The organism is Enterococcus sp. AZ141, assembly GCF_051714385.1.
GTDB classification, from domain to species: domain Bacteria; phylum Bacillota; class Bacilli; order Lactobacillales; family Enterococcaceae; genus Enterococcus_D; species Enterococcus_D entomosocium.
The window spans coordinates 783098-796695 of record NZ_JBIORT010000001.1; the positions used below are offsets into that span (position 1 = coordinate 783098).

General features: G+C 42.4%; 23 protein-coding genes. 3 read left to right on the top strand and 20 right to left on the bottom strand.

What is annotated here, in order from left to right; genetic code table 11:
* Window positions 1–10 precede the first annotated feature (10 nt).
* From rpsE to thiD, 20 genes are all read right to left on the bottom strand, one after another.
* Window positions 11–511: a 30S ribosomal protein S5 gene (gene rpsE / locus IGI89_RS03600; RefSeq protein ID WP_003128014.1), complete on the bottom strand. Its 501-nt coding sequence runs from the start codon at window positions 509–511 to the stop codon at window positions 11–13.
* A gap of 20 nt (window positions 512–531) precedes the next feature.
* On the bottom strand, window positions 532–888 hold the full coding sequence (rplR, locus tag IGI89_RS03605) for a 50S ribosomal protein L18 (protein ID WP_005227097.1): 357 nt from the start codon (window positions 886–888) through the stop codon (window positions 532–534).
* Window positions 889–945: 57 nt separating this feature from the next.
* On the bottom strand, window positions 946–1482 hold the full coding sequence (gene rplF, locus IGI89_RS03610; RefSeq protein ID WP_005227095.1) for a 50S ribosomal protein L6: 537 nt from the start codon (window positions 1480–1482) through the stop codon (window positions 946–948).
* A 31-nt stretch (window positions 1483–1513) separates the two neighbouring features.
* Window positions 1514–1912 (bottom strand): 30S ribosomal protein S8, encoded by a 399-nt coding sequence (gene rpsH, locus IGI89_RS03615; protein WP_005227093.1) that lies wholly within the window; start codon window positions 1910–1912, stop codon window positions 1514–1516.
* 32 nt (window positions 1913–1944) lie between these two features.
* Entirely contained in the window at window positions 1945–2130 is a 186-nt protein-coding gene (locus IGI89_RS03620; RefSeq protein WP_003128010.1) for a type Z 30S ribosomal protein S14, read from the bottom strand.
* A gap of 18 nt (window positions 2131–2148) precedes the next feature.
* Window positions 2149–2688 carry a 50S ribosomal protein L5 gene (gene rplE / locus IGI89_RS03625; protein ID WP_005227088.1) on the bottom strand — a complete coding sequence of 180 codons (540 nt, stop codon included), beginning with the start codon at window positions 2686–2688 and terminating at the stop codon, window positions 2149–2151.
* Between the two features lie 27 nt (window positions 2689–2715).
* Window positions 2716–3027, bottom strand: coding sequence for a 50S ribosomal protein L24 (rplX, locus tag IGI89_RS03630; RefSeq protein WP_005232526.1), 312 nt, complete (start codon window positions 3025–3027; stop codon window positions 2716–2718).
* Between the two features lie 35 nt (window positions 3028–3062).
* Window positions 3063–3431 carry a 50S ribosomal protein L14 gene (gene rplN, locus IGI89_RS03635; protein ID WP_003128006.1) on the bottom strand — a complete coding sequence of 123 codons (369 nt, stop codon included), beginning with the start codon at window positions 3429–3431 and terminating at the stop codon, window positions 3063–3065.
* Window positions 3432–3491: 60 nt separating this feature from the next.
* Window positions 3492–3758 (bottom strand): 30S ribosomal protein S17, encoded by a 267-nt coding sequence (gene rpsQ, locus IGI89_RS03640; RefSeq protein ID WP_005232528.1) that lies wholly within the window; start codon window positions 3756–3758, stop codon window positions 3492–3494.
* 24 nt (window positions 3759–3782) lie between these two features.
* Window positions 3783–3971 (bottom strand): 50S ribosomal protein L29, encoded by a 189-nt coding sequence (gene rpmC / locus IGI89_RS03645; RefSeq protein ID WP_005232529.1) that lies wholly within the window; start codon window positions 3969–3971, stop codon window positions 3783–3785.
* Entirely contained in the window at window positions 3961–4395 is a 435-nt protein-coding gene (gene rplP / locus IGI89_RS03650) for a 50S ribosomal protein L16 (RefSeq protein WP_005226918.1), read from the bottom strand. The genes rpmC and rplP overlap by 11 nt, the downstream gene beginning before the upstream one ends.
* A gap of 2 nt (window positions 4396–4397) precedes the next feature.
* A complete protein-coding gene (gene rpsC / locus IGI89_RS03655; protein ID WP_005226916.1) occupies window positions 4398–5054 on the bottom strand; it encodes a 30S ribosomal protein S3 in 657 nt (218 codons plus the stop codon).
* A gap of 13 nt (window positions 5055–5067) precedes the next feature.
* A complete protein-coding gene (gene rplV / locus IGI89_RS03660; RefSeq protein WP_003127973.1) occupies window positions 5068–5415 on the bottom strand; it encodes a 50S ribosomal protein L22 in 348 nt (115 codons plus the stop codon).
* Window positions 5416–5438: 23 nt separating this feature from the next.
* The gene (rpsS, locus tag IGI89_RS03665) at window positions 5439–5717 is read right to left on the bottom strand and encodes a 30S ribosomal protein S19 (RefSeq protein WP_005226914.1); all 279 of its coding nucleotides are present in this window, start codon (window positions 5715–5717) and stop codon (window positions 5439–5441) included.
* Between the two features lie 42 nt (window positions 5718–5759).
* Window positions 5760–6593 carry a 50S ribosomal protein L2 gene (rplB, locus tag IGI89_RS03670; RefSeq protein ID WP_005226912.1) on the bottom strand — a complete coding sequence of 278 codons (834 nt, stop codon included), beginning with the start codon at window positions 6591–6593 and terminating at the stop codon, window positions 5760–5762.
* Window positions 6594–6632: 39 nt separating this feature from the next.
* Entirely contained in the window at window positions 6633–6926 is a 294-nt protein-coding gene (locus tag IGI89_RS03675) for a 50S ribosomal protein L23 (protein ID WP_005226911.1), read from the bottom strand.
* Window positions 6926–7549: a 50S ribosomal protein L4 gene (gene rplD, locus IGI89_RS03680; protein WP_005226910.1), complete on the bottom strand. Its 624-nt coding sequence runs from the start codon at window positions 7547–7549 to the stop codon at window positions 6926–6928. The genes IGI89_RS03675 and rplD overlap by 1 nt, the downstream gene beginning before the upstream one ends.
* A gap of 29 nt (window positions 7550–7578) precedes the next feature.
* Window positions 7579–8208: a 50S ribosomal protein L3 gene (gene rplC, locus IGI89_RS03685; protein ID WP_003127967.1), complete on the bottom strand. Its 630-nt coding sequence runs from the start codon at window positions 8206–8208 to the stop codon at window positions 7579–7581.
* Between the two features lie 22 nt (window positions 8209–8230).
* Entirely contained in the window at window positions 8231–8539 is a 309-nt protein-coding gene (gene rpsJ, locus IGI89_RS03690; RefSeq protein ID WP_003127966.1) for a 30S ribosomal protein S10, read from the bottom strand.
* Between the two features lie 341 nt (window positions 8540–8880).
* Complete coding sequence (gene thiD / locus IGI89_RS03695) at window positions 8881–9711, bottom strand: bifunctional hydroxymethylpyrimidine kinase/phosphomethylpyrimidine kinase (protein WP_087664790.1); 831 nt, start codon at window positions 9709–9711, stop codon at window positions 8881–8883.
* Between the two features lie 107 nt (window positions 9712–9818).
* On the opposite strand from thiD, the gene IGI89_RS03700 reads away from it, so the two are divergent.
* The 3 genes from IGI89_RS03700 (at window position 9819) to IGI89_RS03710 (ending at window position 13493) form a co-directional block, all read left to right on the top strand.
* On the top strand, window positions 9819–11264 hold the full coding sequence (locus tag IGI89_RS03700; RefSeq protein WP_016611501.1) for a PLP-dependent aminotransferase family protein: 1446 nt from the start codon (window positions 9819–9821) through the stop codon (window positions 11262–11264).
* Complete coding sequence (locus IGI89_RS03705; RefSeq protein ID WP_005232539.1) at window positions 11248–11973, top strand: nitroreductase family protein; 726 nt, start codon at window positions 11248–11250, stop codon at window positions 11971–11973. The genes IGI89_RS03700 and IGI89_RS03705 overlap by 17 nt, the downstream gene beginning before the upstream one ends.
* A gap of 224 nt (window positions 11974–12197) precedes the next feature.
* On the top strand, window positions 12198–13493 hold the full coding sequence (locus IGI89_RS03710; RefSeq protein WP_429946989.1) for an ISL3 family transposase: 1296 nt from the start codon (window positions 12198–12200) through the stop codon (window positions 13491–13493).
* The last annotated feature ends 105 nt before the right edge of the window (window positions 13494–13598 follow it).

The window sequence follows — 13598 nt, forward strand, 5'->3', positions numbered from 1 at the left end:
AGTGTCCTCCTTAACCGATTAATTCTTCTACTGATTTGCCGCGAAGTGCTGCCACTTCTTCAGCGCGTTTTAATTGTTTTAAACCTTCAACTGTTGCGCGAACAACGTTGATTGGTGTGTTAGAACCTAAAGATTTAGATGTGATATCAGCTACCCCAGCTAATTCCAATACGGCACGAACTGGTCCACCAGCAGCTACCCCAGAACCTTCTACAGCAGGTTTCATAAGGATGCGTCCGCCGCCGAATACACCGATAACTTCGTGAGGGATTGTAGAACCAACCATTGGTACTTCCACCAAGTTTTTCTTCGCGTCTTCGATTGCTTTACGGATTGCTTCTGGTACTTCTTGCGCTTTACCAGTACCGAAACCTACGTGTCCGTTTTTGTCACCGACAACAACTAATGCAGCAAAACGTAGACGACGTCCACCTTTAACAACTTTAGTTACACGGTTGATCGCAACAACGCGGTCTTCTAATTCCAAATGTTTTGGATCAATATAAACCATGAATGGTGTTCCTCCTTCTCTTAAAATTCCAGTCCATTTTCGCGAGCTGCTTCAGCTAAAGCTGCTACACGGCCATGGTAAAGGTATCCACCACGGTCAAAGACTACTACTTTAATACCTTTTGCTGCTGCACGTTCTGCGACTAATTTACCGACAGCTTGTGCTTGTTCAGTTTTTGTTGCACCTGAAACTTCTTTGTCTAAGGCAGAGGCACTTGCTAGCGTCACACCCGCTACGTCATCAATTACTTGTGCGTAGATGTTTTTGTTCGAACGGAACACGTTTAAGCGTGGGCACTCAGCAGTACCAGAGATTTTGTTACGTACACGACGATGTCTTTTCTGACGTGTCTTGTTTTTATCTGGTTTTGTAATCACAATTTGTCACCTCTTTTAATTTTGCTAGCCTAAGCTGCTAGTCGTAAAGAATTACGACTATTTACCAGTTTTACCTTCTTTACGGCGTACAAATTCGCCAACATAACGAATTCCTTTGCCTTTGTAAGGTTCTGGAGGACGAACGCCACGGATATTGGCAGCCAATTCGCCAACGACTTCTTTATCTGATCCTTTAACGATCACAGAAGTGTTTGAAGGAACTTCGATTTCGATTCCAGCTGGCGCTTCGATTTCAACTGGATGAGAGTAACCAACGTTCAATACAAGTTTTTTCCCTTGTAATTGAGCACGGTACCCAACCCCGATTAATTCTAACGCTTTTTGGAAACCTTCAGAAACACCAACAACCATGTTGTTGAAGTTTGCACGGGTAGTTCCGTGGATAGTTTTCATTTCTTTACTATCATTTGGACGAGTGAATGTTACTTCGTTTCCTTCGATATTCATTGTGATATCAGAAGAGAAAGTACGTGTTAATTCACCTTTAGGTCCTTTAACTGTAATGTCGTTTCCGTTTTGCTTGATTTCAACACCAGCAGGAAGAACGACGATCTTATTACCGATACGACTCACTTAGAGGCACCTCCTTGTGGAATATTTTAAATTACCATACATAAGCGACTACTTCGCCGCCAACATTTTTTGCTCTAGCTTCTTTGTCAGTGATTACACCGTCAGAAGTTGAGATAATCGCGATTCCTAGACCATTCAATACTTTTGGTACTTCGTCAGCTTTGACATAAGCACGCAAGCCTGGTTTAGAGATACGTTTTAAGTTTGTGATAACACGTTCACCGTTTTTACCGTATTTAAGAAATACGCGGATCACGCCTTGTTTGTCATCTTCAATGTATTCAACATCGCGGACGAAACCTTCACGTTTCAAGATTTCAGCGATATCACGTTTGATTTTTGAAGCAGGTACTTCTAGGCTTTCGTGTTTAACCATGTTTGCGTTACGCACGCGCGTTAGAAAATCTGCAATTGGATCTGTCATGACCATGGGATAATTTACCTCCTTTATGCGAGTATAGTTTACCAGCTAGCTTTCTTCACGCCGGGAATTTGTCCTTTATAGGCAAGTTCGCGGAAGCAAATACGGCAAAGATGAAATTTACGATAAACTGAATGTGGACGTCCGCAACGTTCACAACGAGTATATTCTTGCGTTGAGAATTTAGCAGGGCGTTTGTTTTTAGCAATCATTGATTTTTTAGCCACGTAGTTCGCCTCCTTTTTTTATTTTTGGAATGGCATGCCTAATTGTGTCAACAATTCACGAGATTCTTCATCTGTGTTTGCTGTTGTTACAATCACGATATCCATACCACGTACTTTGTCGATCAAATCATAATCTACTTCAGGGAAAATCAATTGTTCTTTGATACCTAAAGTGTAGTTTCCGCGTCCGTCGAACGCTTTTTTGCTCACACCGTGGAAGTCACGGACACGTGGCAATGACACACTTACTAGTTTATCTAAGAATTCATACATTCTTTCGCCGCGTAGAGTTACTTTCGCACCGATTGGCATTCCTTCACGTAAACGGAATCCTGCGATAGATTTTTTCGCTTTTGTGATCAATGGTTTTTGACCTGAGATCAATTGTAATTCTTCAACAGCTTTGTCTAAGTTTTTAGCATTAGAAACAGCGTCACCGACACCCATGTTGATAACGATTTTATCAACTTTTGGTGCTTCCATGATTGAGCTGTAGTTAAATTTGTCCATTAATGATGGGACAACTTCTTTTGAATATTTTTCTTTAAGGCGGTTCATCTGTTAGCCCCTCCTTCCTTCATCAGATTATTTATCAAGAACTTCTCCGGTTTTCTTAGAAACGCGGACTTTTTTGCCGTCAACTTCTTTGTAACCGACACGCGTAGCTTCACCGTTCGATGGATCAACCACCATCACGTTAGAAACATGAATTGGTGCTTCCATTTCAACGATTCCGCCTTGAGGAGCAGTTTGAGAAGGTTTTTGGTGTTTTTTGACAACATTGACACCTTCAACAACGACTTTGTCATTTTTAGGAAACGCTGCTAGCACAACGCCTTCTTTGTTTTTGTCTTTACCAGTGATAACTTTAACTTTATCGCCTTTTTTAACAAACATGTTTGTTTCGCACCTCCTTTAGATAAGAATCACTATTACAATACTTCTGGTGCTAGGGAAACGATCTTCATAAAGTTGCCTTCACGCAATTCGCGGGCAACTGGGCCAAAGATACGAGTTCCACGAGGGCTCTTATCGTCACGGATAATAACCGCAGCATTTTCATCGAATTTGATGTATGAACCGTCTGTACGACGAGCTCCTGATTTAGTACGAACGATAACGGCTTTAACGACGTCACCTTTTTTGACAACCCCACCTGGCGTTGCTTGTTTAACCGTAGCAACAATCACGTCACCAATATTGGCAGTTTTACGACCAGATCCGCCAAGGACTTTGATCGTTAGAATTTCACGGGCACCTGAGTTGTCCGCCACTCTTAATCGGCTTTCTGCTTGGATCACGATGTGTATCCTCCTTTCAGATTTTGCAATTCACAATCTATATAGGAAAATCTCGTGTGATTAGATAATCACTGCCTTTTCAACAATCTCTACTAGACGGAAACGTTTCGTAGCTGATAATGGACGAGTTTCCATAATTTTCACGATATCGCCAACTTTTGCTTCGTTGTTTTCATCGTGTGCTTTGTATTTCTTAGAATAGTTCAGACGTTTGCCGTAGATAGGGTGGTTTTTCTTTGTTTCAACGACAACAGAGATAGTTTTATCCATTTTGTCTGATACCACGCGACCTTGGTAAACTTTGCGTTGATTTCTTTCTTCAGTCATACGCTAAATGGCCTCCTTCCACTATTACTTAACTTGTTCACGCAATACTGTTTTAATGCGTGCAATCGATTTACGTACTTCTTTGATACGTGCAGTGTTTTCTAATTGACCTGTTGCTAATTGGAATCTAAGATTGAACAATTCTTCTTTCAATTGTTTTTCTTGATCTAGCATTTCGGCAGTGGTTAATTCTCTGATTTCTTTAACCTTCATTCGATTCACCACCCATTTCCTCACGTTTTACGATCTTCGTTTTCACTGGTAATTTGTGAGAAGCAAGACGTAGCGCTTCGCGCGCAACTTCTTCAGGTACACCGGCAATTTCAAACATGATTTTACCACGTTTAACTGGTGATACCCATCCTTCAGGAGCCCCTTTACCAGAACCCATACGTACCCCGATAGCTTTGGCAGTATAAGATTTGTGAGGGAAAATTTTGATCCATACTTTCCCGCCACGTTTCATATAACGAGTCATTGCGATACGGGCAGCTTCGATTTGACGGTTTGTGATCCAGTGTGATTCAACAGCTTGTAAGCCGTATTCACCGAATGCTACTTCTTTTCCGCCTTTCGCTTCGCCACGCATTTTTCCGCGGAACTCACGACGGTGTTTTACACGTTTAGGTACTAACATGTTTATTTCCCTCCTTTCTCAGTGTTCTTTTTAGTTGGAAGAACTTCTCCACGATAAATCCACACTTTAACTCCTAGTTTTCCGTATGTTGTATCTGCTTCTTCCCATGCGTAATCAATGTCCGCACGTAATGTATGAAGTGGAACTGTTCCTTCTGAGTAACCTTCTGAACGAGCGATATCCGCACCATTTAGACGGCCAGAAACTTGTGTTTTGATTCCTTTAGCGCCAGAACGCATTGTGCGTTGGATCGCTTGTTTTTGAGCACGACGGAAAGCAACACGGTTTTCTAATTGACGTGCGATTCCTTCGCCTACTAATTTAGCATCTAAATCTGGTTTTTTGATTTCAACGATGTTGATGTGAACTCGTTTGCCAGTTAGGCTATTTAATTCTTTTCTTAGGTTTTCGACTTCAGATCCGCCTTTACCGATAACCATACCTGGTTTAGCTGTGTGGATTGAAATATTCACGCGGTTTGCTGCACGCTCGATCTCAACTGTAGACACAGCGGCATCAGCAAGTTTAGATGCGATAAATTTACGGATTTTCAAATCTTCATGTAGAAATTCAGCATACTCTTTTTCAGCATACCATTTAGCATCCCAGTCACGGATGATGCCTACACGCATTCCAATTGGATGTACTTTTTGACCCACTGATTGTCCCTCCTTATTTTTCTGATACGACTACAGTAATATGACTTGTACGTTTGTTGATCGGTGAAGCTGAACCTTTCGCACGTGGACGGAAACGTTTCATCGTTGGTCCTTCGTTTACGAATGCTTCAGAAACAATCAAGTTTTCAACATCTAAGTCAAAATTATTTTCTGCATTGGCAATAGCTGACATCAAGACTTTCTCGATGATTCCAGCTGCTTTATTTGGTGTGAACTTTAAGATCGCGATTGCTTCAGCAACGCTTTTCCCTCTGATTAAGTCAATAACTAGACGAGATTTACGAGGAGAAACGCGGACTGTTTTAGCAGTTGCTTTCGCTGATGTGATTTGTTCTGCCATTTTTGGATATCCTCCCCTCAAAATTAGCGTCTTGTTTTCTTATCATCGGCAGCATGTCCGCGATAAGTTCTTGTTGGTGCAAATTCACCTAATTTGTGTCCTACCATGTCTTCTTGGATGTAAACTGGTACATGTTTCCGTCCATCATACACAGCAATTGTAAATCCGATAAAATTAGGGAAAATTGTAGAACGACGTGACCAAGTTTTGATCACTTTTTTCTTTTCAGCGCCTTCTTGTGCTTCGACCTTTTTCATCAAATGGTCATCGACAAAAGGTCCTTTTTTCAAACTACGACCCATGGTGTACCTCCTCTCAAAATGTGCGACACACGGTCAAGTATATTACTTAGTTTTACGACGACGAACGATAAGTTTGTCTGATTTTGCTTTTTTGTTACGTGTTTTGTAGCCAAGTGCTGGTTGTCCCCAAGGAGAAACTGGTGCTTTACGTCCGATTGGTGCTTTACCTTCACCACCACCGTGTGGGTGATCATTAGGGTTCATTACGCTACCACGTACAGTTGGGCGTTTGCGCATCCAACGAGAACGGCCGGCTTTACCGATGTTGATCAATTCGTGTTGTTCATTACCAACAGAACCGATTGTTGCACGACATGATGCTAAGATCATCCGTACTTCACCAGAGTTCAAGCGGATCAATACGTATTTGCCTTCTTTACCAAGTACTTGAGCACTTGTTCCAGCTGAACGAATCAATTGTCCACCTTTACCAGGTTTCATTTCGATGTTGTGGATAACAGTACCGACTGGAATGTTTTCTAGTGGTAATGCATTCCCTACTTTAATATCTGCATCTGGACCAGAAACGACAGTCATGCCAACTTCTAATCCTTTAGGTGCTAAGATGTATGCTTTTACTCCATCCTCGTAATGTACTAACGCAATGTTAGCAGAACGGTTTGGATCATATTCAATCGTTTTAACCGTAGCAACGACGTTGTCTTTGTTACGTTTGAAATCGATCAAACGGTATTGACGTTTGTGACCGCCACCTTGATGACGAACCGTGATACGTCCGTTGTTGTTACGACCAGCATTGTTTTTCAAAGGAGCTAACAATGTTTTTTCTGGTGTTGAAGTTGTGATTTCAGCGAAATCAGAACTTGTCATATTACGACGGCCGTTCGTGGTAGGTTTGTACTTTTTAATCGCCACGTCTTTTTCCCTCCCATGTAAAATTTATGCGTGAGTTGCTTATTCAGCAGCTTCGAAAATTTGGATTTCTTTAGAATCTTCAGTTAAAGTCACAACAGCTTTGCGACGTTTTTTTGTATATCCTGCATATTTACCCATGCGTTTGAATTTAGGACGAACGTTGATGATGTTCACGTTTGCCACTTTCACTCCGTCAAAGGCAGCTTCTACAGCTTGTTTTACTAAAGTTTTGTTAGCTTTTGTGTCCACTTCAAAAGTGTATTTCTTGTCATCCATGGCAAGCATTGATTTTTCAGTGATCACTGGGCGTTTAATAACGTCTAGTAAGTTCATTATGCAAGCACCTCCTCGATCTGAGTAAGAGCAGTTTGTGTCACTAACATTTTGTCGTTAGAAACGATGTCTAGCACACTAATGTTATCAGCAGTAACTACAGAAACTTTTGGCAAGTTGCGCGCAGATAAAGCGGCAAAGTCGTTTTCAGATTCTAAAACTACCAATACTTTAGAGTCAATTGTCAAGTTAGCTAAAACTTGTTTGAATTCTTTTGTTTTTGGAGCATCAAAGCTTAATCCTTCTACTGCTACCAAGTTATTTGAAGCAACTTTTTCTGACAATACAGATTTCATTGCTAAGCGACGAACTTTTTTAGGAAGTTTGTAGCTGTATGAACGTGGTGTTGGTCCGAAGACTACGCCACCTCCACGCCATTGTGGTGAACGGATTGAACCTTGACGGGCACGTCCAGTTCCTTTTTGGCGCCATGGTTTACGGCCACCGCCACGAACGGCACTGCGGTTTTTCACAGCGTGTGTTCCTTGTCTTAATGAAGCGCGTTGCATGATGATTGCATCATAGACAACTGATTCATTTGGTTCGATTCCGAAGATTTCTTCGTTCAATGTAATTTCGCCATTTTGGCTTCCATCTTGTTTGAATAATGCTACATTCGGCATTCCTTAGTTCCTCCTTTCTTCCTATCTACTTATTTAGCTTTCACAGCTGATTTGATTGTAATCAATGATTTTTTCGCGCCAGGTACATTACCTTTGATCAAGATAACGTTGCGTTCTGCGTCTACGCGTACGATTTCCAAGTTTTGGATCGTGATGCGATTTCCGCCCATACGTCCAGCAAGACGTTTGTTTTTAAATACACGGTTAGGTGCAACTGGACCCATTGATCCAGGACGACGGTGGTAACGAGAACCGTGAGCCATTGGTCCGCGGCTTTGTCCGTGACGTTTGATAACGCCTTGGAATCCTTTACCTTTCGAAGTGCCGGTTACATCGATGATGTCTCCTGCTTCAAAAATATCAACTTTGATTTCTGATCCTACTTCTAAGCCCTCTAGCTCTACATTCTTGAATTCGCGAATGAAGCGCTTAGGAGCCGTGTTTGCTTTTGCAACATGACCTTTCGCAGGTTTGTTAGACAAAACTTCACGCATATCTTGGTAGCCGACTTGAATTGCTTCGTAGCCGTCATTTTCGATTGTTTTCACTTGTAGCACCACGTTTGGTGTAGCTTCTACTACAGTTACTGGAATCAATTCGCCAGATTCAGTGAAGATTTGAGTCATTCCCACTTTTTTCCCTAAGATTCCTTTGGTCATGATTACACCTCCATCTTAATTATTATAGTTTGATTTCGATATTAACACCGCTTGGCAAGTCTAGCTTCATTAAAGCATCAACAGTTTTTGGTGTTGGATTCACAATGTCGATTAGACGTTTGTGTGTACGCATTTCGAATTGTTCGCGTGAATCTTTGTATTTGTGCGTCGCACGGATGATCGTGTACAAGCTGCGTTCAGTTGGTAATGGAATTGGACCAGATACGCCAGCTCCAGTTCTCTTTGCAGTTTCTACGATTTTATCCGCTGATTGATCTAAAATACGATGTTCATACGCTTTTAAACGGATACGAATTTTTTGTTTTGCCATTGTTTTCCCTCCTTCGCCTATTTTGAAAAGTAGACATAGCTCCACGAAAATTTTCCGTCACGCTCGTCCATGGCAAAGCGTCCGGGCGTGTCGCAACCTCTCGTTTCGTAGCCGGCAGAAAATTTCTTTGCTGCCAGTGTGACTTACGTATTTACGTAAACAGCACCTTTATGATTATATTACGGATAAACATTGATTGCAAGCTTTTTTTATGGAAAAACCGGGATTCTTTTGCATTTCTTTCAGAAAATTTTCTTTTGTTTTCGAAACACAAAAAAAGAAGCGTTGCCCGCTTCTTTTAAGCGCTTCTTCAATTCCTATTTATGATAGAAGCAAACCTGCTATTGCGGCGCTTCTTCATTCATACGTCCTTGGGCGTGGGTATAGGCACCATGCCACACATGGCCCACATAGGGATTGATGACCACGCCTTCTTTGATTGCTGCTGTGACAAAGGCTTTCGCTAAGCGAACACTTTCCACGACGGGTTTGCCTTTTGCAAGACCGGCAGCGATCGCCGCTGAAAAGGTGCAGCCTGCTCCGTGATTGAAATCAGTAGCGATTTTGCCACTTTCTAACAAGAGGAAGGATTCTCCATCATAAACAAGGTCAATGGCTTTTGCTCCTGGCAAGCGATGACCACCTTTGATCACGACGTATTTAGCACCTAATTGATGGATTTTTTCAGCAGCTTGCTTCATGGCTTCCACACTCGTCAAATCACCCAAACCTGAAAGAATCCCCGCTTCTACTAAATTAGGGGTGACAACATCTGCTAAAGGCAACAAATGCGTGATGATGGCATCGACACTTTTTGGCTGTAAGATTTCTGCAGTCCCTTTGCAAGCAATGACGGGATCGATCACCACATTTTTAACTTGCTGTTGTTGAATCATCTTCGCTGCTTGCACAATATTGTCTTCATTGCCTAACATCCCCGTTTTAAGGGCATCCATCGGATCACCTGCAAAGGCGGAGATCAATTGCTTTTCAACAAGCGCTGGTTCCATTGCCGTTACTTCATGGCTCCAACCCGCTTGTGGATCCATCGTGACGATCGAAGCAATCGTGGCAAAACCAAAGACACCATACTCCTGAAACGTTTTTAAATCTGCTTCGATACCGGCACCTCCGGTTGAATCAGACCCGGCAATTGATATTACTTTTTCCATCTTCCTCATCTCCTTGTTCTTTTTGCTAAGTATAGTCAATCTTCCCCTTGACGAAAAGAGCCATTTGGCTTATTTTTAAACCATCCAATTGAAAAAGGTGGTGCAGGATGGCTTCATCAAGTATCGACAAACAAAAGAAACAACCGATTTACCAGCAGATCGTGACCCATTTTATCGAAGAGATCCAAGCGGGAACCTATGGGCCTGGGGATCGTTTACCACCAGAGCGCAGCCTTGCTCAGACTTTTGACGTCAACCGTTCCACCGTCGTCAAAGCGTTAGATGAATTGAAGAGCTTAGGATGGATCGAACGAAAACAAGGCAGCGGCTCTCGCGTATTGGAAGGTCGTTGGGGGAACCGACAAACACCGCTTTCTTATTTGCGCTCGTCTTTAAGCAGCCCTTACTTGCAGCAAGACCCTTACGTTCAACAGATTCAGCACTTGCGCACCGAGAAGGATGTGCTGGATCTGTACACAGGTGATCTACCTACCGATCTGATTCCCGACTTCACGTTTCCCGCCTTTACATGGGAAGAGATCCGCAAAGAAAGCACCAAAGTATTACCGACGGGTTATGAGCCTTTGCAAGAAATCTTATTGCAGCACCTTGCTGATTCCTTCAATTTGCCCATCAGCGGTCAAAAACTAGTAATTACTGCCGGTTCGACGCAAGGAATCACCTTGCTGATGCAAGTCTTATTGCATGCGGGGGATTGTATTGCGACAGAGGACCCTTCTTTCTTGTTCTCTCTCCCCTTGTTTTCCACGATGAATGTCCAGCTGATTGGGATCAAGCAGGATAGTGAAGGGATGCGGCCTGCGGCATTGGAAAAAGTGTTGAAGGAAAAGAAGATCAAATTCGTCTATCTGAACCCCACCTTCCAAAACCCAACTGGCCACACCATGAGCGAGCATCGGCGCCAAGCGATCATCCGCCTTTGCCAGACCTACCAAGTACCGATCATTGAGGATGATGTTTTTAGCGAGTTGGCTTTTGATGAAGTACCGCCCAAGCTAAAATCCATGGCTCCCGAAACCGTCATTTATTTAGGCTCGCTTTCAAAATTACTTGGGTCATCAATCAAAATCGGCTGGCTTTTGGTGCCAGAAGCGTTAGCCGACCAATTTGCCCAAGCGAAAAAACGGATGGCGATCGATACCACGATCTTCCCGCAAGTCCTTGCCAACATCGCCTTACGCTCCTCTGATTACCACCAGCAGCAGCGGACACTGCTTACAGAAATGGCCCAGCGCCAGCAAGACCTACTCCAACTCTTGCAGGCATTTCAGGAGGACTGGCAATGGCAGCCGACGAAAGGCGGTCTTTACCTGTGGTTGACTTGGCGTCACCGCACATTGACTCGCAAAGATTGGTCGCTCTTTTTGGCGAACGATTGCTTAGTAGCACCTGCGTTTCTTTTCAGTAACGATACGAATGGCTTGCGTTTGAACTATACCCGCTTAGCCAAAGATGATTTACCACGATTTCAAGAACGATTCACAAAAATCACCCAACAGTTAAAGGAGCAAACCTATGAACGAAACCATTGAGCTTTTGCACAATCATCGCACTTACCGACAATTTGACCCTGACTACCGCTTGAGCCAAGAACAAGTAACCGCGATTTTGACTGCCGCTCGTCAAGCACCAAGCTGGATGAATGGGCAAGCCTATTCGATCCTGGTGATCGACGACCCGCAGATCCGCCAACAAATGGTCGAATGGAATACTGGCAATCCTCATATCGCAGCAAGTTCACTCTTTCTGCTATTTTTAGCTGATTTAAATCGAACCAAAAAAGTTGCTGACGAAAAACAGACTCCCTATCCAATCGATGAGGGCTATCAGCCACTATTGATCGCCACCACTGATGCCAGCATCGCTTTGCAATCTGGTGCGATCGCTGCTGAATCACTGGGCTTAGGCACCGTCATTTCTGGCAGTGTCCGCAAAGACAGCGCCAAAATCGCTGAATTGTTGCACTTACCAGAATATGTCTATCCTGTGGCTGGCTTGAGCATCGGTAAACCAATCGTAGAAATGAAGGTCAAACCTCGCTTGCCAGAAGAAGCGGTCATTCATTACAACCATTATCAGGACTATTCTTATGAGGCGATCGAAGCGTACGATCAAACGATGACTGCTTTTGGAGAAGCCCGCGAGACCAAACCATGGTCAGAAAAATTCGCTGGCTTTTACAGCAATCGTCCTGACCAAGGATTTGACGCCTTCTTGAAGAAGCAAAATCTAATAAAATAAAAAGCACCGCTCTCTTTAGCTTCGATGAACCGTAACGGATTCATCAACGCTAGAGAGAGCGGCTTTTTTCTACAAAAGTCAAAAAAAGGGCTCTATAATTTATGGGACTGATGAATCAGAATTGATTCTTCAGTCCCATTTTCATTTTAGGTATTAAAAAACATATCGTTCTCTAGTATGATTAAATCACCACAAAATAAACAACTGAGAGGACGATATGCTATATGAATGATTCTATCAAAAAAATGCTGAGAATAATAGAGAAAGATTTGATGATTATAGAGGTCTCTTACGAGACCCTTCAGAAGAAAAAGACGTTGGTCGTCGATGCTGTTCTCTCGCCTACTCCTCGTGCTTGTAGAAGTTGTGGTTCTACTGTGGTAGATGGAAACGGGAAAACAATTATAGTGAAAAATGGGAAGAAGGAAACGATTGTCCGTTTTGAACAATACAATCAGATGCCTTTGGTTATGCGCCTAAAAAAGCAGCGCTATACCTGTAAAAACTGCCGAACCCATTGGACTGCTCAAAGTTATTTTGTCCAACCCAGACATTCAATCGCAAATCATGTTAGATATAAAATTGCTTCTTTACTGACTGAAAAAGTATCTTTATCTTTTATTGCGAAAAGCTGTCAGGTATCTTTGACCACCGTTATTCGTACATTGAAAGAGTTTAAAAGCTATTTACCAAAGCAATCTAAGAAGATTCTCCCCAGAGTATTGATGGTTGATGAATTTCGTTCGCATGCTTCCATAGAAGATAAAATGAGCTTTATTTGCGCAGATGGCGAAACAGGAAAATTAATAGATGTTTTGCCTACGCGTAAATTACCTCGATTAACAAGCTATTTCTTAGGTTGTACCAATCCAGAAGAAGTAGAATTCTTGGTGACAGACATGAACGCCGCCTACTTCCAGCTCACCAAACGTGTTCTGCCAAATGCGAAAGTAGTGATTGATCGGTTTCATATTGTCAAACACATGAATCAAGCGTTCAATGAGTTGCGTATCCGTGAAATGAATGAACTTCGTAAAGCCGGACAGAAAAGCCAGGCAGAAAAACTGAAAAAGAACTGGCGCTTTTTGCTAAAAAATCGTGCAAACATCAACCATTATGAATACAAAACATGGAAAAGTTTCCGAGCACCAAAATACCCATTTCTTACTGAAGCAATGATGATTGATCGATTGCTTGAGTTTTCTACGCCCCTGAAGGAGGCGTATCCCTTTTTTCATGAATTAGTTGAAGCCTTTCGAGACAAAGACCCTGACTTGTTTTTCTCCTTATTGACAGAACTTCCCAAAACGTTAGATGACAGCTTTCGGGAGAAGCTTCAAAACCTTCTGACCTATGAAGAAGGCATCACCAACGCAATGATCTATCCTTATTCCAATGGAAAAATAGAAGCGAAGAATACCCACATAAAGACAATGAAACGAGTATCCTACGGATTTAAATCATTCGAGAACATGAGAATTAGAATCTTTTTGATCAATCAATTAATCAAAGTAAGATAACAAAAAATCTGAGCCAGAATGTGGTTCATTCTGACCCAGATTTGATTTTACGCAACTCATCAGTCCTTATTGACAAAGAGCCAAAAAAAGAGCAAAAGCGCGTAC